Annotated in this window: 26 protein-coding genes and 1 tRNA gene; 16 read left to right on the plus strand and 11 right to left on the minus strand. The window is 56.2% G+C overall.

Annotation, left to right across the window (positions count from 1 at the left end):
- Positions 1-60 precede the first annotated feature (60 nt).
- From rplI to ACYCZJ_RS08110, 7 genes are all read right to left on the minus strand, one after another.
- Positions 61-510 (minus strand): 50S ribosomal protein L9, encoded by a 450-nt coding sequence (gene rplI, locus ACYCZJ_RS08080; RefSeq protein WP_461553720.1) that lies wholly within the window; start codon positions 508-510, stop codon positions 61-63.
- A gap of 10 nt (positions 511-520) precedes the next feature.
- Positions 521-790: a 30S ribosomal protein S18 gene (gene rpsR, locus ACYCZJ_RS08085; RefSeq protein WP_124704950.1), complete on the minus strand. Its 270-nt coding sequence runs from the start codon at positions 788-790 to the stop codon at positions 521-523.
- Positions 791-803: 13 nt separating this feature from the next.
- Positions 804-1,100 (minus strand): primosomal replication protein N, encoded by a 297-nt coding sequence (priB, locus tag ACYCZJ_RS08090; protein ID WP_461553721.1) that lies wholly within the window; start codon positions 1,098-1,100, stop codon positions 804-806.
- A gap of 4 nt (positions 1,101-1,104) precedes the next feature.
- The gene (gene rpsF / locus ACYCZJ_RS08095) at positions 1,105-1,512 is read right to left on the minus strand and encodes a 30S ribosomal protein S6 (RefSeq protein WP_461553722.1); all 408 of its coding nucleotides are present in this window, start codon (positions 1,510-1,512) and stop codon (positions 1,105-1,107) included.
- A 186-nt stretch (positions 1,513-1,698) separates the two neighbouring features.
- Entirely contained in the window at positions 1,699-2,043 is a 345-nt protein-coding gene (locus ACYCZJ_RS08100; RefSeq protein WP_461553723.1) for a SpoIIAA family protein, read from the minus strand.
- 251 nt (positions 2,044-2,294) lie between these two features.
- Positions 2,295-3,146: a DMT family transporter gene (locus ACYCZJ_RS08105; protein WP_461553724.1), complete on the minus strand. Its 852-nt coding sequence runs from the start codon at positions 3,144-3,146 to the stop codon at positions 2,295-2,297.
- Positions 3,143-4,252 carry an aromatic ring-hydroxylating oxygenase subunit alpha gene (locus ACYCZJ_RS08110; protein WP_461553725.1) on the minus strand — a complete coding sequence of 370 codons (1,110 nt, stop codon included), beginning with the start codon at positions 4,250-4,252 and terminating at the stop codon, positions 3,143-3,145. Before ACYCZJ_RS08110 ends, ACYCZJ_RS08105 begins: the two co-directional genes overlap by 4 nt.
- Positions 4,253-4,426: 174 nt before the next feature.
- On the opposite strand from ACYCZJ_RS08110, the gene ACYCZJ_RS08115 reads away from it, so the two are divergent.
- The 4 genes from ACYCZJ_RS08115 (at position 4,427) to folE2 (ending at position 8,274) form a co-directional block, all read left to right on the plus strand.
- Positions 4,427-4,672 carry an exodeoxyribonuclease VII small subunit gene (locus ACYCZJ_RS08115; protein WP_461553726.1) on the plus strand — a complete coding sequence of 82 codons (246 nt, stop codon included), beginning with the start codon at positions 4,427-4,429 and terminating at the stop codon, positions 4,670-4,672.
- Positions 4,662-5,552, plus strand: coding sequence for a polyprenyl synthetase family protein (locus tag ACYCZJ_RS08120; RefSeq protein ID WP_461553727.1), 891 nt, complete (start codon positions 4,662-4,664; stop codon positions 5,550-5,552). The genes ACYCZJ_RS08115 and ACYCZJ_RS08120 overlap by 11 nt, the downstream gene beginning before the upstream one ends.
- Positions 5,549-7,402 (plus strand): 1-deoxy-D-xylulose-5-phosphate synthase, encoded by a 1,854-nt coding sequence (gene dxs, locus ACYCZJ_RS08125; protein WP_461553728.1) that lies wholly within the window; start codon positions 5,549-5,551, stop codon positions 7,400-7,402. The genes ACYCZJ_RS08120 and dxs overlap by 4 nt, the downstream gene beginning before the upstream one ends.
- A gap of 62 nt (positions 7,403-7,464) precedes the next feature.
- Positions 7,465-8,274: a GTP cyclohydrolase FolE2 gene (gene folE2 / locus ACYCZJ_RS08130; protein WP_461553729.1), complete on the plus strand. Its 810-nt coding sequence runs from the start codon at positions 7,465-7,467 to the stop codon at positions 8,272-8,274.
- 64 nt (positions 8,275-8,338) lie between these two features.
- Here the strand turns inward: folE2 and ACYCZJ_RS08135 are convergent, their stop codons facing one another.
- Together ACYCZJ_RS08135 and ACYCZJ_RS08140 are read right to left on the minus strand one after the other, a co-directional pair.
- The gene (locus tag ACYCZJ_RS08135; protein WP_461553730.1) at positions 8,339-9,223 is read right to left on the minus strand and encodes a tetratricopeptide repeat protein; all 885 of its coding nucleotides are present in this window, start codon (positions 9,221-9,223) and stop codon (positions 8,339-8,341) included.
- Between the two features lie 136 nt (positions 9,224-9,359).
- Entirely contained in the window at positions 9,360-10,001 is a 642-nt protein-coding gene (locus tag ACYCZJ_RS08140) for a retropepsin-like aspartic protease family protein (RefSeq protein ID WP_461553731.1), read from the minus strand.
- A gap of 28 nt (positions 10,002-10,029) precedes the next feature.
- Between ACYCZJ_RS08140 and ACYCZJ_RS08145 the strand changes: the two genes are divergently transcribed.
- The 10 genes from ACYCZJ_RS08145 (at position 10,030) to ACYCZJ_RS08190 (ending at position 19,847) form a co-directional block, all read left to right on the plus strand.
- The gene (locus ACYCZJ_RS08145; protein ID WP_461553732.1) at positions 10,030-10,734 is read left to right on the plus strand and encodes a type 1 glutamine amidotransferase; all 705 of its coding nucleotides are present in this window, start codon (positions 10,030-10,032) and stop codon (positions 10,732-10,734) included.
- Positions 10,734-10,997, plus strand: coding sequence for a hypothetical protein (locus tag ACYCZJ_RS08150; RefSeq protein ID WP_461553733.1), 264 nt, complete (start codon positions 10,734-10,736; stop codon positions 10,995-10,997). The genes ACYCZJ_RS08145 and ACYCZJ_RS08150 overlap by 1 nt, the downstream gene beginning before the upstream one ends.
- A 79-nt stretch (positions 10,998-11,076) precedes the next feature.
- Positions 11,077-11,490, plus strand: a complete 414-nt coding sequence (locus ACYCZJ_RS08155; protein WP_461553734.1) for a hypothetical protein — start codon at positions 11,077-11,079, stop codon at positions 11,488-11,490.
- Positions 11,491-11,671: 181 nt separating this feature from the next.
- A complete protein-coding gene (gene sat, locus ACYCZJ_RS08160) occupies positions 11,672-12,889 on the plus strand; it encodes a sulfate adenylyltransferase (RefSeq protein ID WP_461553735.1) in 1,218 nt (405 codons plus the stop codon).
- 171 nt (positions 12,890-13,060) lie between these two features.
- The gene (gene aprB, locus ACYCZJ_RS08165) at positions 13,061-13,528 is read left to right on the plus strand and encodes an adenylyl-sulfate reductase subunit beta (protein ID WP_124704962.1); all 468 of its coding nucleotides are present in this window, start codon (positions 13,061-13,063) and stop codon (positions 13,526-13,528) included.
- Positions 13,529-13,609: 81 nt separating this feature from the next.
- Positions 13,610-15,631, plus strand: coding sequence for an adenylyl-sulfate reductase subunit alpha (gene aprA, locus ACYCZJ_RS08170; RefSeq protein WP_461553736.1), 2,022 nt, complete (start codon positions 13,610-13,612; stop codon positions 15,629-15,631).
- A gap of 219 nt (positions 15,632-15,850) precedes the next feature.
- Positions 15,851-16,765 (plus strand): YkgJ family cysteine cluster protein, encoded by a 915-nt coding sequence (locus ACYCZJ_RS08175; RefSeq protein ID WP_461553737.1) that lies wholly within the window; start codon positions 15,851-15,853, stop codon positions 16,763-16,765.
- Between the two features lie 7 nt (positions 16,766-16,772).
- Entirely contained in the window at positions 16,773-17,585 is an 813-nt protein-coding gene (locus tag ACYCZJ_RS08180; RefSeq protein ID WP_461553738.1) for an AAA family ATPase, read from the plus strand.
- A gap of 8 nt (positions 17,586-17,593) precedes the next feature.
- Positions 17,594-19,729, plus strand: coding sequence for a nitric oxide reductase activation protein NorD (locus ACYCZJ_RS08185; RefSeq protein ID WP_461553739.1), 2,136 nt, complete (start codon positions 17,594-17,596; stop codon positions 19,727-19,729).
- A gap of 42 nt (positions 19,730-19,771) precedes the next feature.
- Positions 19,772-19,847, plus strand: a tRNA-Lys gene (locus tag ACYCZJ_RS08190).
- 102 nt (positions 19,848-19,949) lie between these two features.
- Here ACYCZJ_RS08190 and ACYCZJ_RS08195 read toward each other — a convergent pair.
- Entirely contained in the window at positions 19,950-20,267 is a 318-nt protein-coding gene (locus tag ACYCZJ_RS08195) for a CcdB family protein (protein WP_461553740.1), read from the minus strand.
- A gap of 5 nt (positions 20,268-20,272) precedes the next feature.
- Positions 20,273-20,512 (minus strand): type II toxin-antitoxin system CcdA family antitoxin, encoded by a 240-nt coding sequence (locus ACYCZJ_RS08200; protein WP_461553741.1) that lies wholly within the window; start codon positions 20,510-20,512, stop codon positions 20,273-20,275.
- A gap of 353 nt (positions 20,513-20,865) precedes the next feature.
- Between ACYCZJ_RS08200 and ACYCZJ_RS08205 the strand changes: the two genes are divergently transcribed.
- Complete coding sequence (locus ACYCZJ_RS08205; RefSeq protein WP_461553742.1) at positions 20,866-21,087, plus strand: antitoxin MazE family protein; 222 nt, start codon at positions 20,866-20,868, stop codon at positions 21,085-21,087.
- Positions 21,084-21,410, plus strand: a complete 327-nt coding sequence (locus ACYCZJ_RS08210) for a type II toxin-antitoxin system PemK/MazF family toxin (RefSeq protein ID WP_461553743.1) — start codon at positions 21,084-21,086, stop codon at positions 21,408-21,410. Before ACYCZJ_RS08205 ends, ACYCZJ_RS08210 begins: the two co-directional genes overlap by 4 nt.
- Positions 21,411-21,415 lie beyond the last annotated feature (5 nt).

Consider the following 21,415-nt stretch of genomic DNA (forward strand, 5'->3'; position numbering starts at 1 on the left):
TGAAAATCCAATAAAAAAGGGGCTGTACTCAGCCCCTTTTCATGCGGTTATGAAACCGGCTTAGTGTTCGCCCAGCACCGAAACGGTAATCTCGGCCACCACGTCAGCATGCATCGCGATGCTGATGGGGAAATCGCCGATCGCCTTGAGCGGACCCGTCGGCATGCGCACTTCAGCCTTGGCCACTTCGAAGCCCTGCGCATTGAGCGCGTCAGCAATATCCGCATTGGTTACGGAGCCGAACAAGCGACCATCCATACCGGCCTTCTGCGAAATTTGCAGCATGAAGCCGGCCAGTTTCCCGGCACGGGCCTGGGCTGTAACCAATGTGGCCGCATGGGCTTTCTCCAGCTCGGCGCGTTTTTCTTCAAAGTGCTTGAGGTTGGCGCTGGTGGCGCGCTTGGCCTTGCCTTGCGGGATCAGAAAATTACGCGCGTAACCGTCCTTGACCTTGACCACATCGCCCAGGGTGCCCAGGTTGACCACTTTTTCCATCAGAATAATTTGCATGGCGGTCTCCTTAATGCAGGTCGGTGTAAGGCATCAGCGCCAGGAAGCGGGCGCGCTTGATGGCGGTGGATAGCTGACGCTGGTAGCGGGTCTTGGTGCCGGTGATGCGGGCCGGGATAATCTTGCCGTTTTCAGCGACAAAATCCTTCAGGATTTCCACGTCCTTGTAGTCGACCCACTTGATACCTTCAACGGTAAAGCGGCAGAACTTGCGGCGTTTGAACAGCTGGCGGGAACCTTCCCGGCGTTTGGTGTTTTTGCTATTGGTTGGACGAGGCATGATGCACTCCTATCTAAATTGTTTTTAAGCTGCAAATATGCAGCACGATCTGATTACTCTGCGGGCTTTTCCTGGCCAGAAAACCTTCTACACTGATGTAGTCACCACCGGGAAGCGCACTGATGCTTTGCGCCATCTCCCCCATTGCGACTGCCGCCATCTCTACATTTACCCGGCGCGTTACACCTGCTTCTACCTGTTGTGATTCATGGCGAATACGCAAGCTTACCAAGGGTACCCCGGCCGGGGTATAACGCAGCGCTTCGGCTTCAGCAACGATACCGGTCAGTATCAGCCTATTGGTTTCCAAACATTCAGGCAGCTGGCGCGGCTGACTCTGCCAGGACTGCCGGAGCAGCCTGCTCAGGCTTGGCTTCAACGGGTTGGGTCAGGGAGCGCGATTTTTCCTCCTTCATCATTGGCGAAGGAGCGATCACCGCCTCATCCATGCGCACCGTCAGATGGCGCAACACTGCGTCATTGAACTTGAAGCCATGCTCAAGCTCGTCCAGCGTTTCCTGGTCGCACTCGATGTTCATCAACACGTAGTGGGCTTTGTGTACCTTCTGGATTGGATAAGCCATCTGACGGCGGCCCCAGTCTTCCAGACGATGAACCAGTCCATTGCGTGCTGCAATCTGGCCGCGATAGCGCTCGATCATCGCGGGCACTTGCTCGCTCTGATCCGGGTGCACAATAAATACGATTTCATAATGACGCATGCAAACTCCTTCTGGGTTAAAGCCCCCCGTGCGTTGGCGGTGGGGCAAGGGAAACCGCGCATTGTACTGGTTATTCAGGTGTTTTTCAATGCCGCATGCGATTCCATGAGAAACAACCTGCCGGCGAGAGACCAACAATGAAATCGGCGCTTAAAATCGAGCCGAATACCCATATGAATATTATTGTCAGGCTTTGAGCCAGTTTTCCGCCTGTTCAGAATCTTCGAAAACCTGGGTTTGCGCATCGACAAACATGCGCGAGACCCAGGTACTCCAGATCACCCATTGCTGTTGAGCCACGACGGCCACACGGGAAAAATCGGCTGCGTGGGCACGCCCAAAGCTGATTTCTTCCCACGCCACATCCACGGTAAATTTGAGCATATCGCGCAAATCCAGTAGCAGATTGACTTTTCCATCAAGCTTCAGCCCGGCCAGGATTGCCTGTTCGAATTCATGGTAGTCGGCCAGCGTGAACTCGCCCAGTACGGCAGCACGAATGGTGTTACCAGCGATTGAGATATTGATCATGAGTATTCCCGGTATTGTTGTTGATGGTTTGGACAACTATAGGGGAGTTGCGTGTGACAGGCAAAAAAAGCGGGCGTCCGAAGACGCCCGAAATACCGCATGGAGGATGAAGATGAAACATGCATTAACTCGTAAACACATGCTTCGATTAACATTAAGCAAATCCGATGCCAAGTTATTTATTGTTAAATAACATATTGTTAGTGAAATTTCATTATGACTGCTGCGCATCAAAACTGTGCACTCCGGATTTATTTCGCCCCAACTGTACGCACACTCACCAGCCCGCTGATCACAATAAGCCCCATACCCAGCCATGCCTGCAGCGGTAAAATTTCATGCCATAACAGCATGCCGAACAGGCTGGCAAAAATTACAGTGCTATAGGCCAGACTGCCCACTACCAAGGCATTGCCCAGACGATATGCGCGCGTCAAAGCAAGTTGCGCCAGCGTGGCGGTCATTCCCAGGCCGAGCAACAACAAGGCTGCGTGTGCATTGACCGCGTGCCAGCCATTCCAGGTCGCCCATGCGCCAGCACCCAGCGTGGACACCAGCGTAAAATAAAATACCGTACGCCAGTCCGGTTCACCCATACGGCTCAAAACACGCAAATTCAAATATGCTACGCCCGCCAGGAAACCCGACGCCAATCCCATCAGGCCAGCGCTCAATTGCGCACCTTCAAGACTTGGGCGCAACAGCAACACCACCCCGCAAAACCCCAGCGTCACGCCCGCCACCAGGGGCCAGTGCGGTTTTTCAGCCTGCCATAGGGTGAGCAATAACGCCAGAAACAGGGGTGATGTGTAGTTGAGCGTTACAGCCGTTGCCAACGGCAACACATCAATCGCGTGGAAAAACAAGAGTAGTGCGACAAAACCTGAAATACTGCGCACCAGGTGAGCTCGCAAATGTTGGGTGGAGAATGGCCGCGAGAGATGTGGATGACGGCGGCGGACCACCCAGTAAATCATTACCAGACCAAACAGGGACCGGTAAAACACCAGTTCGGCACTGGAAAACTGGCTCGAAGCAAGTTTGACCAGCACGCCCATGATGGCGAACAGCAAACCCGCCACCAGCATCCAGGTGGATTTCACTCGCTCAGATACGGTGTAATCTCGCGCCGGATAAATTCATGGAAATGCACCATGCCGTCCTCCATGGGCGATTGATATGGCCCCGCCTCGTCGCGCCCTAGCCGATAGAGCTCACGACGTCCCTGATGCATGCGCCGACAAATCTCATCGTCTTCAAGCGCAGTCTCGTTATAGGCAGCCTGTTCGGCCTCTACAAATTCACGCTCGAACAGCGCGATATCTTCCGGGTAATAAAACTCCACCACATTGCGGCAGGATTCGATACCGGTAGGCATGATGGTGCTGATAACCAGTACGTGCGGGTACCACTCCACCATGATATTCGGATAATAAGTCAGCCAGATCGCGCCCTGATGCGGTGCCTGGCCGGCATTGTATTGCAGCACCTGTTCCTGCCATTTTTGATACACAGGCGTGCCCGGCTTGCCCAGACCCCGCGCCACGCCGACGGTCTGTACGCTATACCAGTCGCCATACTCCCACTTGAGGTCAGCACAAGTGACAAAATTTCCCAACCCGGGGTGAAAAGGCTCGACGTGGTAATCCTCGAGATAAACTTCGATGAAAGTCTTCCAGTTAAAGTCGTAATCCTCGACCATCACGCGGTCGAGCATATAGCCGTCAAAATCCAGGTCTTGCAGTACGCCCAGCCTGGCCAAATCGCGCGCCACATCACGTTGGCCGTTGAACAGCAGGCCGTTCCAGTTTTGCAGGGGCGTCTTGCCCAAATTAAGACAGGGATTGCCATGGAAATGCGGCGCACCCAGCAGCCGGCCTTCCATATCATAAGTCCAGCGATGCAACGGACAAACGATGCTTTTGCGATGGCCGCGGCCTTCATACATCATGGCCTGGCGGTGACGGCAAATATTGGACAGCATCTCCACGCCGTGGACGTTATGCACCAGCATGGCCGCATTATGAGTGGTTTCCAGTACCTGATAATCGCCCGGATTCGGCACCATCAGGGCATGGCCGATGTATCCCGGGGCACGCGCGAACAGATACTTTTGCTCAAGTGCATAAACCTGGGCATCGAAATACCAGCTGATTGGCAGCTGGGGGGAGGTGTGAGTCAACGTAGTGCTGACGGCCAAATCGGACATATTTAAGATTCGGAATACCCTGGACCAGGCCCATGGACACGGATAATCAAGCTGAGTGACCGCCGCTCGATATCCCTGTAACGCAAATGAAAACAAAGCCGCGAATTATCGCCAATAATAGCTTTGAGCGCAATAATTCGGTAAGATTTCCGCCTTTGCCCCCTCTTCACTGTAATGACACGCAAGTCCTCAACCCAGCCACAGAGCTTTGAAGCCGCCATGGCGGAGTTAGAGCGCATCGTCGCCGACATGGAATCCGGCCAGTTGGCTTTGCAGCAATCACTTGCCGCCTATCAACGCGGCGCCGAACTGCTGCAATTCTGTCAGCAGGCGCTGGCCGACGCACAACAACAGGTGCAGGTACTCGAAAATGGCATGCTGAAACCTTTTACTTCGGCAGATGGCGCGAATGAGTCCTGATTTTCTGGCCTGGTCCGGCAATCTGCAGGCACGTATCGAAACGACCTTGTCGCGGCTGCTGCCTGATCCTCAGCACGCACCGCCAGCCCTGCATGCCGCCATGCATTATGCAACGCTGGGGGGCGGCAAGCGTGTGCGGCCGCTCCTCGCATTTGCGGCGGGTGAAGTAGTGGGTGCGGATCCGGCACGCGTAGAGATCGCGGCCAGTGCAGTGGAACTGATCCATGCCTATTCGCTGGTCCATGACGACTTGCCTTGCATGGACAATGATATGCTGCGTCGCGGCAAGCCCACCTGCCACGTTGAGTACGGGGAAGCTACCGCACTGCTGGCAGGTGACAGCCTGCAAAGCCTGGCGTTTGAACTGCTCACTACGCACACCTTATCGGATACACCTGAGCGTCAGCTGGAGATGGTGGAACTGCTTGCCAATGCGGCCGGATCGTGCGGCATGGCTGGCGGCCAGGCCATCGATCTGGCCAGTGTCGGGCAGACGCTTACCCTGCCCGAGCTGGAATTCATGCACATCCACAAAACCGGCGCACTGATTCGCGCGTCAGTGCTGCTGGGCACCTATTGCGGCAATGCGCTGGACGACGCCGCATTAGCCAAACTTGATCATTATGCCAAATGCGTCGGCCTAGCCTTCCAGGTTGTCGACGACATTCTCGACGCAGAGGCGCCCACCGCCACGCTGGGTAAAACCGCCGGCAAAGATGCCGAAAACAACAAGCCGACTTATGTGACCCTGATGGGCAGTGCGCGCGCCAAAACATTTGCTGCCGAACTGCACAAGGACGCGCTGGACTCGCTGGCAGGATTCGATTCGGCGCAACGCCTGCGCGAACTGGCCGACTTTATTGTGCAGAGACAATTTTGACTCCCGCTTATCCGCTGCTGGACAGCATTGCCACACCTGTCGATCTGCGTGAACTCAGCCGGGAACAGCTGGAACCGCTGGCCGCAGAATTGCGTGCCTTCATCCTGCACAGTGTGGCGCAAACCGGGGGGCATCTCGCTTCCAATATGGGGGCGGTGGAGCTCACGATCGCCCTGCATTACGTATTCAACACCCCGGATGACCGTCTGGTGTGGGACGTAGGTCACCAGAGTTATTCGCACAAAATCCTCACCGGGCGGCGCGAAGCCATGAGCGGACTACGTAAAAGTGGCGGCATTGCAGGTTTCCCGAAGCGCGACGAGAGTCCCTTCGACACTTTTGGCACCGGCCATTCCAGCACCTCGATTTCTGCGGCGCTGGGCATGGCGGTGGCCGCCAAACGCGCCGGGCTGGAGCGCCGTTCCGTCGCCATCATCGGCGACGGCGCGATGACCGCCGGCATGGCGTTCGAAGCGCTGAATAATGCGGGTGATATTGACGCCAATCTTTTGGTCATACTGAACGACAATGACATGTCGATCTCGCCCAATGTCGGCGCGCTCAACAATTATCTGGCCCGGCTCATGTCCGGGCGTTTTTACGCCGCTGCACGCCGTGCCGGAAAAAAAACCCTGGGTAAATTACCGCCCATGCTGGAACTGGCGCGTCGCACTGAAGAACATGTCAAAGGCATGGTCACCCCGGGCACCCTGTTTGAAGAATTCGGTTTCAACTACATCGGGCCCATCGACGGCCATGATCTGGATGTACTGGTGGAAACGCTGACCAATATCCGGCGCCTGGATGGCCCGCAATTTCTGCATATTGTTACCCGCAAGGGTAAAGGCTATACGCCGGCCGAGGATAACCCCTGCCTGTATCACGGCGTCAGCCGGTTTGAGTCCGACATTGGCATCGTTGAAAAAACCGCTTCCAAACCAACCTACACGCAAATATTCAGTGACTGGTTATGCGACATGGCGGCAGCCGAACCGCGCCTGATCGGCATTACCCCAGCCATGCGCGAGGGTTCGGGGCTGGTGCGCTTTTCCGAGAAATATCCTGACCGCTACTTCGATGTCGGCATAGCCGAGCAACACGCGCTGACTTTCGCTGCCGGCCTGGCCTGTGACGGTTATAAGCCGGTGGTCGCAATCTACTCGACTTTTTTGCAGCGCGCCTACGATCAACTCATCCATGACATCGCCCTGCAAAACCTGCCCGTGGTGCTGGCAATTGATCGTGCCGGGCTGGTAGGGGCAGATGGGCCGACCCATGCCGGCAGCTTCGATTTGAGCTATCTGCGCTGCGTCCCCAATCTGACTTTGATGGCGCCTTCAGATGAAAACGAATGCCGCCAGATGCTGTATACCGCAATGACGCTGGATGGCCCTGCCGCAGTCCGCTACCCGCGCGGTACCGGGCCAGGCGCTGTGATCGAAACCACTATGCATGCCTTGCCGGTCGGCAAAGGCATCTTGCGCCGTCAGGGACGGCGCGTTGCATTGCTGGCATTCGGCAGCATGGTCTCGCCGGCCTTGACCGCCGCCGCCCGGCTTGATGCCAGCGTCGTCGACATGCGTTTCATTAAACCGCTGGACGAAGAGTTGCTCCGGCAATTGGCACAAAACCATGAGCTGCTGATCACACTGGAAGAGAATGCAGTCATGGGCGGTGCCGGTAGTGCGGTGAGCGAATGCATGCGGCGTCTGGAATTGACAACGCGACTGGTGCAACTGGGCTTACCCGACACTTTCATTGAGCACGGCGATCACGCCGCCATGCTAAGTACATGCGGGCTGGATGCGGATGGCATTGAAGCTGCCATCAGCCGACATTTATCCGAGTAGTTTACTCAACTATTAGGCTGGTTTATACTTTGTCTAGATCAGATCATCAAGGAAATGACATCATGAACGACTGCTGCGAAGTCGCCGCCATGCCTGATGTGCAGAACTATGCGGATACCCGCCAGCTCGCCATCAATAAAGTCGGTATCAAATCCATCCGCCACCCGGTCAAGGTCGCCGATAAAAGCGGCGGCGTGCAGCATACCGTGGCCAGTTTCAATATGTATGTATACCTGCCGCACAATTTCAAAGGCACGCACATGTCGCGCTTTGTCGAGATACTGAACACGCGCGAGCGTGAAATCTCGGTGGAGAATTTCGAGTCCATGATGCGCCAGATGGTCGAACGCCTGGAAGCCGAATCCGGTTATATCGAAATGAGCTTTCCCTATTTCATCAACAAGGCTGCGCCGATATCCGGTGTACAAAGCCTGATGGACTACGAGGTGACCTTCATCGGCACCATCGAAAATGGCCGCTATACCCACACCACCAAAATCGTGGTGCCGGTTACCAGCCTGTGCCCCTGCTCGAAAAAAATCTCCGATTACGGCGCCCACAACCAGCGTTCGCATGTCACGGTCAGCGCGCGCACCAACGGCTTCCTGTGGATCGAAGATCTGGTACGCACCGTTGAGGATCAGGCTTCGTGCGAACTCTACGGCCTGCTCAAGCGCCCCGATGAAAAATACGTCACTGAACGTGCTTACGACAATCCGAAATTCGTCGAGGACATGGTGCGCGACGTCGCCTCCGCATTGGAAAAAGAGACCAAAATAGATGCTTATGTAGTGGAATCAGAAAATTTCGAGTCTATCCACAACCATTCGGCCTACGCCTTGATCGAAAATGATAAAACGCGACCAGTTTGAATTGGTATACCCCAGCTTGGTACTGCTATGACTTGAGGCTGCCTGGTCCAGGCTGATACAAAAATCAGGGTTTAGCGGATTGTGCCCGGATTGCCCAGTATTCGGCAATCCTGGCATCCGGCGTCACGCCATCGAGCCCCTTGGCGTAAATATGCGCGAGGCTTTTCATCGCCATGACATGACCATTGCCGGCAGCCTGTTTGAACCAGTACAGCGCCCTGGCATTATCCTGTGATTCGCCGTGGCCGCTTTCGTAGCGCGTCGCCAGCCGGTATTGGCTCTCCACATCGCCATCCTGCGCCAGTTTATGAATGTCCGCCGGACGCTGGTGAAACAACTCCGACACCTTGTAGCGGGCATTCTCCATAAACTGCAGAAACTCTGCTGCCGAACCAAAACCCTGCGAAGCAGACTTGGCCAGCATATTGCCCGACAACGCTTGCTCACGCGCATTCGAATCGCGCAGTTTGTACATTTTTCCCAATAGAAACTGCGCTTCGCTGTTACCTTCAATCGCCGCGCGTTGTAGCCAGTATTCGGCTTTTTCCGGGCTCTTCTCCACACCAGCACCGGCCAGATACATTTTACCCAGACTTACCTGGGCGCCGGTATTGCCACGCAACGCCGCCTTGGTGCGCCAATCCGCGCTGACCTTGAGATTTTCCGGTACGCCGCGGCCCTGCTCATAGAGGTCGCCCAGCATTTTCTGCGCCGCCACATTGCCCTGCACCGCCGCGCGCTCGAACCAGTACGCGGCCTGTTTTTCATCTTTTGCGCGCGCAGTATCACCATGCAGATATTCGAAAGCCAGCAAGAGTTGCGCACCATCATTACCGCGTTCAGCTGCATTGGACAGCATTACGGTTTCTTCTGAGGTCATCGCCTGACTCAATGACGGAACCAGCGCGGCCATTGCCAGAACAGTCAATACCGCGATTTGCTTATGCATTCTTTTCATGTTGTATGATTTAAAGGAATTTATTCATATGGGTAACTGCTAATTGTAGTGCGCGCCAGCGCTGGCGTACAGGCTCGTCACCTCAGCCCATTCGATGGGTGTGGTATTGATCCGTTGGAACGATGCATCAATAACGCTGGGTGAGCGTCATTAAAGTTCCTTCGCGTTTCATGTCAACCTGATTAAGGAAGGTCATTCCCAACAAAGCTACCGACATGCCGTCACCTTCCAGCACCATCCCCGGCACCATGTTGAGACTGATCCCGCCAATACGGACATTATTGAGCAACACCCGATACGCTACCGCCGTGCCGTTTGCAGTACTCACCAGACCGCGCTGGCCGTTACGGTAATTCACCCCCATGCGATCCGCATCCCGTGAACTGATGGCAACTGAACTCGCGCCGGTATCCACCATAAAATCGATACTATGTCCATTGATGGTACCGGTGGTAAAAAAATGCCCGCGGCCGTCCGCATTCAGGTTCACAACAGGCTTCGCGCTGCCGCCGCTGCCTGCATAAGATTGCCCCATGTTCAAAACGCGGCGTTTACCATCCACCTCGAAAGTCGCCGACTGCGCATCGGCTGAGAGCAGTTTCACTCCCTGCTCCGATTCCCCTGCAGCCAGCACACGCGGCTTGCCGCCATTGACGATCACCATGGCTCTGTCCTTGAACAGTCCGACCACATTGATCTGTGCTGCTGTCGCATTTGCACTCAACAAAACCGCCGCAATTGCCATACAATGCAAATTCAGTTTATTCATCTTCTTCATCGCCGCCCTGAATTGAAATATGAAAACCGTTGCTATTTTTCGCCACACCCCGTCAGAGGGCCCCGGCTATTTTGCCACCTTTCTGGATAAACACGATATTCCCTGGGAAATTATCAAGGTGGATGAAGGTCAGCCGATCCCCGACGACCCCGCCAGTCATGCCGGGCTGGTGTTTATGGGCGGTCCGATGAGCGTGAACGATCCACTTCCATGGATTCCGCCCATCCTGCAGCTTATCCGTTCCGCAGTGGCCGCAGACGTGCCCGTTCTGGGCCATTGCCTGGGCGGGCAATTGATCTCCAAGGCGCTGGGTGGCATGGTCGAACCCAATCCTGTCAAGGAAATTGGCTGGAGTGACGTCAGCGCAACCGACAATGACGCTGCCCGTGCCTGGCTGGATGGACTGACCCGGTTCGAGGGCTTCCACTGGCATGGCGAGACATTTTCCCTGCCTGAATCCGCCACCCATATCATGCGCAGCGCTCATTGTGAAAACCAGGCTTATGTCATCGGCAAACATCTGGCCATGCAATGCCATATCGAGATGACGCCGACCATGATCCGCTCCTGGTGCAATAGCTGGGCCGATGAAATCGCCACCAGCGACAGTCCCGCGGTCCAGACGCCGGAGATCATGCAGGCCAATATGGAGGATCAGATCCGTGCACTCAATCAGGTCGCTGACCGGCTTTATGCCCGCTGGATCAAAGGCCTGGTGCAATAGTGGAAGCACTGCCGATCAGTCTGGCGCAATTGCAGGGCATGATCGGCATGCGTCTGCGCTGGCGCGACCTGGATTATGAAATAGTGGAAGTGCTGGAAGACGGCCCGTCATTGGTTGCGCAAAGCTTTGCTGCCAGTACCGCCATCCAGAGTGACGTGCACGGACGTGCCCGGCGCGAGGTGCAACAGGTAGTGGTCATTCCCGTACTCAACTCCGACAAAACCCTGCTGCATCCTGAATTTCTGGAAATAGAACTGCTTTGACAAAGACTGCAAACAGGCACACGATTACACCATAAAAACAGCTTACACAGGTCGCACTTTATTTAATGGAGAATGAAAAATGGAAGCGGTGAATTACAGCCAGTTCAATTTCGGCAGTCGACTGCGTGAATATATGCATGAAGTATTCAATCACAGCGGTGTAACGCGCACCGAAGCCGAACTGACCGATGGTCAGAAAGTGTTCCTTAAGGCGCTCAAGCGCGAACTGTTGAAATACGTTGACACCAGCCGTACCGGTTACCCGCACAACCAGCTGGAGCAGATGGAATCATTCACCCGCACCATCGGCGATCTGCACAATTCCTATTTCGACAACGGCATGCACAAGGTAAGCGACTGCCTGTTCAACCGCTGGCGCATGTTATTCGAGGAAACAAAAAAACTGGCCGCTGCCGGCGGCGCCAGCCAGTCTTGCTGGATAGAAAAAATTGAAGTCGAGCAGTCCGACATGCCGATGTTTTTTGACGCTTAAAAAATATTAGCAAGAATTATCAAATTAAAAATGCCCGGTTTTTTGCCGGGCATTTTTAATTTGGCACAGCCAAGAATCGAAATTTCTTATTTTGGAATAAGAAACTTGGATTAGGGCGGCTCCGCCTTGGTGCTATCCTGTTCAGCACAAATAAATATCATCAACTGGATGAGGAAACCGGATGTCCAAACTCGTAAAGCCACACGGCGGTGGTGAACTAAAGCCGCTACTCCTTACTGGCGCTGCATGCGAAGCCGAACTCGCACGCGCGCAAAATCTTCCCAAAGTGCGCATGTCTTCGCGTGAAACCGGTGATCTGATCATGCTCGGCATTGGCGGTTTCACCCCGCTGGATGGCTTCATGACCCATGCCGACTGGCAAGGCGTTTGTGATGGCTACAAAATGGCTAACGGCCTGTTCTGGCCGATCCCGGTGACGCTTTCTACGGATACCATCTGCGCGCAGGGCATCAAGGAAGGCTCCGAAGTAGCGCTGGTGGATAATGCAACCGGCGAAATCATGGGCACCATGAAAATCACCGAAAAATACACCATCGACAAGGCACACGAGTGCATGATGGTGTACAAAACCGCCGATCTGGCTCACCCCGGCGTCAAAATGGTCATGGAGCAGGGTCCGGTCAATCTTGCCGGACCGGTTAAAGTACTCTCTACCGGTGGCTTCAAGGAAGAATACGGCGACCAGTTCATGACTCCCGCCGAAACCCGTGCCGCGTTTGAAAAAGCCGGCTGGTCCAAAGTAGCGGCGTTCCAGACCCGCAACCCGATGCACCGCTCACACGAATACCTGGCCAAGATCGCCATCGAAACCATGGACGGCGTGCTGATCCACTCATTGCTGGGAGCGCTGAAGCCGGGTGATATCCCCGCCGAAGTCCGCTCCGAGGCGATCAGCACCCTGGTCGAGAATTATTTCGCGCCCAACACCGTCATCCAGGCCGGCTACCCGCTGGACATGCGCTATGCCGGTCCGCGCGAGGCGCTGCTGCATGCGCTGTTCCGCCAGAATTACGGTTGCTCGCACCTGATCGTCGGCCGCGACCACGCCGGCGTGGGCGACTACTACGGCCCGTTCGATGCGCAGAAAATCTTCGACGAGATTCCTGCCGGCTCGCTTGAAACCACCAACATGAACATCGACTGGACCTTCTGGTGCAACAAATGCGGCGGCATGGCATCGCAACGCACCTGCCCGCATACCAAGGATGACCGCATCCTGCTGTCCGGCACCAAAGTACGTTCGATGCTGTCCGAAGGGCAGGACTTGCCAAAGGAATTCAGCCGCCCCGAAGTAGCGAAGGTATTGCAAAAATATTACGCCGGTTTGAGTGCGGAGCAGAACATCAAAATCGAATTGAAAGGCCACTCGGCTGCGTGATGTTTCGGCGTCGCAGTCAATGAATGCGACTTGCAATACAGGAATTTGAAGCTCTGAGCCTCCGGAAGCGGAAGAAGCTGGACAGCCCGGCATTCGCCCCGGCCAAGGCTGGTTCAGCGTCTCAAAGGGCCGCGACTTACGCGGTGTTTTTAACGTAATGGAGACTAAGACATGCCTACCTATGTTCGTACTGACAAGTGCGATGGCTGCAAGGGTCAGGACAAGACCGCTTGCATGTACATCTGCCCGCACGACCTGATGAAGCTGGACAAAGACGGTTCCGAAACCGGTCACGCCATGAAGGCGTTCAACCAGGAACCCGAGCAGTGCTGGGAATGTTATTCCTGCGTGAAAATCTGCCCTCAAAACGCGATTGAAGTGCGTCACTATGCCGATATCGTGCCGCTGGGCGGCTCGGTTCAGCCATTGCGCGGTTCCGATTCCATCATGTGGACCATCAAATTCCGCAATGGCACGCTCAAGCGCTTCAAGTTTCCGATTCGCACGACTCCGGAAGGCTCGATTGACTGCTACGGCGGCAAGGAAACAGCCAAGCTGGAAAACATCACCAAATCAGGATTCTTCACCGCTTCGGGTGGCTATCGCGCCGGTAATCCTGCCGAGTTGATCCGCAAGTAAGCCGAGAAGTTAACCCAACACATATTGCAGGAGGGAGCGGGCCTGTGCGCCACGCTGAACTGCAAGCTAGGAGATTAGATAATGGCTGGAGAATTTGGTAATCCCGAAGTGGTTCAAGAGGAAGTAGACATCCTCTTCATTGGCGGCGGCATGGCCTGCTGCGGTGCCGCTTACGAAGTCATGCGCTGGGCAGACGCCGCCAAGGCTGAAACCGGCATCGACCTGAAAATCAAACTGGTGGACAAAGCCGCCATGGATCGTTCCGGTGCCGTGGCACAGGGACTGTCCGCAATCAATACTTATATCGGCACCGAGCAGGACCCTGCCGATTACGCCCGTATGGTATCCAACGACCTGATGGGTATCACCCGCGACGACCTGTCCTATGACCTGGGCCGTCACGTCGATGAATCCGTGCACCTGTTCGAAGAATGGGGCCTGCCAATCTGGAAGACTGACGAAAACGGCGAACGCCATGACGGCTCCAAAGGCATGCCTGCATTGAAAGATGGCGGCAAGCCAGTGCGCTCCGGCAAATGGCAGATCATGATCAACGGCGAATCCTACAAGTGGATCGTTGCCGAAGCCGCCAAAAAAGCGCTCGGTATGGATCGTATTGAAGAGCGTATTTTCATCGTCAAGCTGGTCAACGACAAGAACGATCCTTCGCGCATTGCCGGTGCAGTCGGTTTCTCCACGCGCGATCACAAAGTTGTCGTCTACAAGGCCAAGGCCATCCTGTTGGCAGCTGGCGGTTGCGTTAACCTGTTCCGCCCGCGCTCGGTGGGCGAAGGTCAGGGCCGTGCCTGGTACCCGGTATGGAACGCCGGTTCGACCTACTCGATGGCTGCAGAAGCAGGCGCCGAGCTGACCATGATGGAAAACCGTTTTGTGCCCGCCCGTTTCAAGGACGGCTACGGCCCGGTGGGCGCATGGTTCCTGCTGTTCAAAGCCCAGGCCACCAACGCCATTGGCGAAGTGTACATGGTGAAAAACAAGGAGCTGCTGAACGACTACCCTCCCTACGGACAAGCAGCCGTGCCCGCTTCTTGCCTGCGTAACCACCTGATGCTGAAGGAAATGCGCGAAGGCCGCGGCCCGATTTACATGGATACGGTGACAGCGCTGGCCAAATTGCGCGAGACCCTGTCTCCGCGTGAAGTGAAGCACCTGGAAGCCGAAGCCTGGGAAGACTTCCTCGACATGTGCGTGGGCCAATGCGGCGTATGGGTCGGTGAAAACATCGAACCAGAGAAGAAAAACTCCGAACTGATGCCGACCGAGCCCTACCTGCTGGGTTCCCACTCCGGTTGCTGCGGTATCTGGGTATCCGGTCCCGAGGATCTCGGCGCCCCCACCTCGGAAGAACACGCCGAAGCCGACAAAATCCCGAGCTACCTGCCCAAAGGCTGGAACTGGGGTTATCGTTCCATGACCACGATCAAGGGTCTGTTCACCGCTGGCGACGGCGTGGGCGCGTCCGGCCACAAGTTCTCCTCCGGCTCGCATGCCGAAGGCCGCATGTGCGCCAAGGCGATGGTCAAATACTGCATCGACAACAAGGACTGGAAACCCGAGCTGGATACCTCGCCCGAGCAACTGGTGGCCGATATCTATCAGCCGGTGAAAACCTATCTGGAGCACAAGGATTACACCACAGCGATCGATATCAACCCGCACTACATCACGCCCAAGATGCTGCAGTTCCGTCTGCAAAAAATCATGGACGAGTACGTAGCCGGTGTTGCCACCTACTACCAGACCAACGCCCACATGCTGGCCGTGGCGGAAGAGAAACTGGAAATGCTGAAAGAAGACGCCATGAAGATGCGTGCAAAGGACCTGCACGAACTGCTGCGCGCCTGGGAAAACTACCACCGCATCCTGACGGCGGAAGCCCACATGAAGCACATCCAGTTCCGCGAAGAGTCCCGTTATCCGGGCTTCTACTACCGCATGGACAAAAACTTTGTGGACGAGGAAAACTGGCATTGCTTCGTCAACTCCGTGTACGACAAGAACTCCAAGAAATGGACGGTGTTCAAGCGTGCCCACGTGGATCTGGTGGACAAATCCAAGCTGTTCAAACCTGCCGCGCATTAATGCCGGTATCGCAGTAAAATTGAACCGGGCACCACGGTGCCCGGTTTTTTGTTTCCAAAGCAGTTGGAATACCGACTGCTTTGGAAACACGGGATACGCTTATTCCGATTCTCGATAAAACGAGAATGATTTTTCCGGATGTAGGAGCGGCTTAAGCCGCGATGCATTTTGGTTTCGCGGCTTAAGCCGCTCCTGCAATGTTACGCAACGAGGCCCATCATGCAACAACCCGACATCAACGATTTCCCCTTCCCGCAAAGCCCGGTTGTGCCACAACTGGTAGAAGGCGACAAAACCATCCAGTTCCAGTGCCGCAAAGGCATCAAGTGCTGGAATGCGTGCTGCAGCAATATCGACATCAGCCTGACACCCTACGACGTGCTGCGTCTGAAAAATCACCTCAACATGAGTTCCGGCGATTTCCTGGTCAAATATACCGTTCCCTATGAATTAGAGCCGGGCGGTATTGCCGGTATCAAATTAAAACCGGTCGAGGAAGGCACCGCCTGCCAGTTCATGCGTCCGGAAGGTTGCAGCGTCTACGAAGACCGTCCTACCTCGTGCCGCTACTACCCCGTCGCGCTGCTGTCCATGCGCCGCCAGGACGAAACCACCGACCGCACCTCCTACGCCATGGTGCAGGAAGCGCATTGTCTGGGCCACAACGAACCGCGCAGCATCACCGTCAACGACTATCGCAAGGAGCAAGGCGTCGAGATATACGACGAGCTCGGGCGCGGCTGGCGCCAGCTCATCCTGAAGAAAAAATCCGCCGGCCCCACCATCGGCAAACCCACGGACCGCAGCCTGCAACTATTCTTCATGGCCTGCTACGACCTGGACCGTTTCCGCCAGTTCGTCGAACACCCGTCGTTCCGCGAAGTTTACGACCTCAGCGACACGGAAATGAGCCAGATACTCGGTTCCGAGCCGGAGCTGATGCAATTCGGTTTCCGCCTGCTGCGCCAGGTCATGTTCAACGAGCCCAGCATCGCACTGAAAGCAGATGCCTACGACAAGCGCTTGTCACGCAAGACCGAGCGTGAAGCAATCATGGATGAAATCACCGCCAAAATTCCGGCCGAAGCGATCCAGCACGGCGACCCCAACGACAAATACGAAATCAAGGACTGAGCCCGCCGTGAACGCCCGTACCCTCAACCCGGAATCCAACTTCATCGAGCGCGAGCCGTATTACGAAGCGGTCGGCAGCGAAATCAGCATTTTCGAAGCCGCCTACGCCAACCGCCTGCCGGTATTGCTGAAAGGCCCCACCGGCTGCGGCAAGACGCGCTTCATGGAATACATGGCGTGGCGTCTGAAGCGCCCGCTGATTACCGTCTCCTGCCACGACGACCTCACCGCCTCCGACCTGGTCGGGCGCTATCTGGTCAAAGGCGGCGAGACGGTGTGGGTAGACGGCCCGCTGGCACGCGCAGTACGCGCCGGTGCGATTTGCTACCTGGATGAAATCGTCGAGGCGCGCAAGGACACCATGGTGGTGATCCACCCGCTGGCCGACGACCGCCGCGCGCTGCCGATGGAAAAGCTCGGCGTGATTGTCGAAGCCAACGCGGATTTCTGCCTGGCCATTTCCTACAACCCCGGTTACCAGAGCGTGCTCAAGGATTTGAAACAAAGTACCCGGCAGCGCTTTGTGGCACTGGAATTCGACTATCCCAACGCCCGCCTGGAAGCCAAAATCGTCGCTGCCGAGAGTGGCGTGGATGCCGCTTTGGCCGAGCGTCTGGTCAAATTAGCCCAGATGACGCGCAATCTCAAGGGCAGCGGTCTGGAAGAAGGCGCCAGCACGCGGCTGCTGATCCATGCCGGCAAGCTCATCGCCAAAGGCGTGCCGCCGGTCACTGCCTGCCAGTGCGCCATCGCGCAGGCGATTACCGATGATGCGGAAATGCTGGCCGCGGTACAGGAATTGTCCTCGTCATTGTTCTGACCGCCTGAATGGTTCAGCACCCGCCATTATCTGCCGAAGCGATAGAAGCTTTCCTCGAAGAAACCCTCGAGGCCGAATTTTCCTTCCTGCGTCTGGACGAACTGATCGCCGCCATTCATCCCCTGCCACGGCTACAGCAGGACTATCTGCTCGACTGGGTCAAGCGCATCAGCACCACCAATATCGAAATCGCCTACCAGTTCGCCGGACGCGCCGTGCCGCTGCTCGACCAGCTCGACCGGCGCGTGCTGGAAACCTGGGCGCTCACCGCCATGGACACCTACGACCGTACCGGCCTGCGCGATGCGCTGCTGGTCATCCGCAATGTCGAGCAGTTCGTGCATAGCAGCGAAACCCGTACTTCCGGGATCGTGTTCGAAGATATCAGCGGCATCCTGTTCACCTTTATACGCGGCTTGTCGGGCCGCAAACTGAAACTGGAGCAAGCCGATGCCCCTTTCACCGACAGCGAAACCCTGTATCTGCCCACCGTCGTCGCCTGGATGGAAACGGTGGAAGACAATTTCCGCCTGGCCAAGGCCATGGTCGCGTTCCAGTGGGCGCAAACGCGCTACGGCAGCTTTCGCGTCAACCTGCACGACGCGCTGGCCGATTATCCCGACCAGGCGCATGCGCTGAATTGCTTTTTTGCGTTGGAAACTCTGCGCCTTGACGCGTGCCTCGCACGCGAGCTGCCAGGGCTCTACCGCGACATGCTGGCGCTGCGTCAAACGCTGGGGCAAACTGCCCTGCCGCCCGAATGGAAGGGCTTCGCAGCACAACTGGCTGATCCGGCGGCTGCCGTCACCGACACCCTGCGCTGCCTGCAATCCGCCTATGCTCATGCGCCGCCCGAACCGATCTGCTATCAGGGCGAGCTGCGCCCGGACGCGGTGGCCAGCACGCTGGCGGCGCGGCTGGAACGCGAAAAAATGCTGCTGCGCGTCAAGCTGGCCGAACTCGTCGACGACCTGCGTCCGTCGCAACGCGATGAGGAAGAGGAAAAAGAAAACAAGCCGCCGGTGTTCAATATCAAGGAACCCGAAGAAGGCAACGTCCCCAACATCGACCAGTTCGAAATCACCCTCGACGACATGCCTGTCGCGCCGCCGGAAGACGTGCGCCAGCTGATCACCTCGATCAAGCTCGACCTCGGCGACATCCCGCCCGAATACCTCACCCCGGCGGGCGACGGCGAATACGACCCCAAGCTCTACCAGGACGAGGAGCGCGACCCGGATGCCGTCTGGCAGGGCACTTACCACGAGGAAGGCGCGCACCTCTATCCGGAGTGGGATTGCGGCCGCAAGCACTACCGCAAGAACTGGTGCGTGCTGCGCGAAAAGGACGTGCGCCCCGGCGAAGCAAGCTATGTGGCGGAAGTCCTCGCCCGCTATGGCGGTCTGGTCAAGCACCTGCGCAAAACCTTCGAGGCCATGCGCGACGAAAACCGCGTGGAGAAACGCCAGGTGCAAGGCGACGAAGTGGACATCGACGCGCTGGTCGAAGCCCTGGCCGACGCCCGCGACGGCAGCGAAATGAGCGACCGCCTGTTCACCCGCATGCACCGTTCCGAGCGCAATATCGCGGTGATGTTCATGGTGGACATGAGCGGCTCCACCAAAGGCTGGATCAACGATGCCGAGCGCGAAGCCTTGGTACTGCTGGCCGAGGCGCTGGAAGTGCTGGGCGACCGCTACGCGATTTACGGGTTTTCCGGCATCACCCGCAAACGCTGCGAAATCTTCCGCGTGAAAAGTTTCGACGAGCCCTACACGCCAGCAGTCAAGGCGCGCATCGCCGGCATCACCCCGCAGGAGTACACGCGCATGGGCGTCGCCATCCGCCACCTGTCCAAACTGCTGATCGAGGTCGAAGCCCGCACCAAGCTGCTGATTACCCTCTCCGACGGCAAGCCCGACGATTATTTCGACGTCTACCGCGGCCAGTACGGCATCGAAGACACGCGCCAGTCGCTGATCGAAGCGCGCCGCGCCGGCATTCACCCGTTCTGCATCACCATCGACCGCGAAGCCAAAGCCTATTTGCCGCACATGTACGGCGCCGCCAATTACATCGAAATCGACGACGTGAAAAAATTACCGCTCAAAGCCGCCGACATCTACCGCAAACTCACGACCTGAGGTTGACGGACCTGCCCAATACCGTATAATGGCGGGCTTGCCGGGTCGGTAGCTCAGCCGGTAGAGCAGCGGACTTTTAATCCGTTTGTCGCGGGTTCGACCCCCGCCCGACCCACCAAAACAGCAAAAAGGCCACGTGAAAACGTGGCCTTTTTGCTTTATGTCTGTAGCGTTGCCTCTGCGGATTGAGCCAAATCCCGCGACTGCCTTTTTTATCTCATCAAAACCCCTGAAACAGGAAATCCAGTGCCACCGTGATTTCAAACTGGCTGCCCGCCAGCGTTGCAATGGGTGTTTTCAGCAAGCGCATCGGCACCGCTGCGAGCTTGGGTATTTCCAGGATACATTCGATCCCTTCTATCTCGAACGTCGGCGCAAGATTGGCCGGCAGGCCGACACCAGGGAAACGATCGTGTCTGCGCAACGGCACGACAATCCGCGTCTGCAGCCCTTGCAGCAAGTCGCTTTGCACATCCAGCAGATACGGTGTTGCATCAGCGTGCGCGCCGGTATTGCGGTACACATCAAAACGCGCCATATGGGCTAAAACGCCCGCCACTGATCCAGCGGCAAACCTTCAGTATCGACTGTCTGATTATAAGCAGCGACAAAATCAGCATGATCATGCTGCCAGCGGCGCTCGCGCTCAGCGCGCACCAGCCCGCGCAAATATTGGTCGCACGCCTGCGAAATATTGATCTTCAGTGCCTTGGCTTCAGCCAACACATCTGCGGAAAGCGTGATGTTGGTCGCCTTTTTGAGGGAATGAATGGTGGGCAACATGGCATGGGATCCTTTCACATTGGATTATTATGCGCATAATATAACAACATTTATCCTGTTCAACCACCCATGGATTAGCATAGCGCGTCCACATCTTGCGTTTTGTAGGTCGCACAGGATGCGCTCCCGAATGATGCCGTCTCGTCTTTCCGATTTCCTCATTGACGCATTCGCACAGGTTCACCGGCTGCGTTAATCGGTCCGGCTGTTTTTATTCATCATCCGGCGCAATGCGTTACGCTTATTGACGCCCTACGTTTTACACGGGTTATTTCACCGACTCTTTCGGTTGCATGTAACGTTTTTTCGTATTACCATGCTACATGTAACAAACGAAAAGAGGAGATTTTGCTATGGTCACCCCTGTTGCTGCACGAGTACGAAAGCGGCGTGATGCACTGCGCATGGCCGGGCTTCGTCCCATTCAAATTTGGGTGCCGGATACCAGGCGGCCAGGCTTTGCGGCGGAGTGCCAGCGTCAGTCAAAACTGGCCTCTCAGGCTGATATGGCAGACGTGGAAATGATGGATTTCATCGATGAAGCGCTGAAAGATGTGGATGGCTGGACCGCATGAATCGAGGTGACTTCGTGACCATCGCCATGCAAGGCGATCTTGGAAAGCCAAGACCCGCCCTGGTGATTCAGTCCGACCCATTCAACGAGCACGCAACCGTGACAGTCTTGCTGGTGTCGAGTACGTTGGTTGATGCGCCGTTGTTTCGTGTAACCGTGCAACCAGATAAAATAAACAGCCTGCAGAAGCCGTCGCAAGTGATGGTGGATAAGGCGATGACCGTGAAGCGGGACAAGCTCGGTGAGGCGTTTGGTTCGGCCAGTGATGAGGTCATGCTTGAAGTTGGGCGTTGCCTGGCGGTATTTTTGGGCATCGCCAGATAATACAT

It is taken from the genome of Sulfuriferula sp., assembly GCF_054605375.1.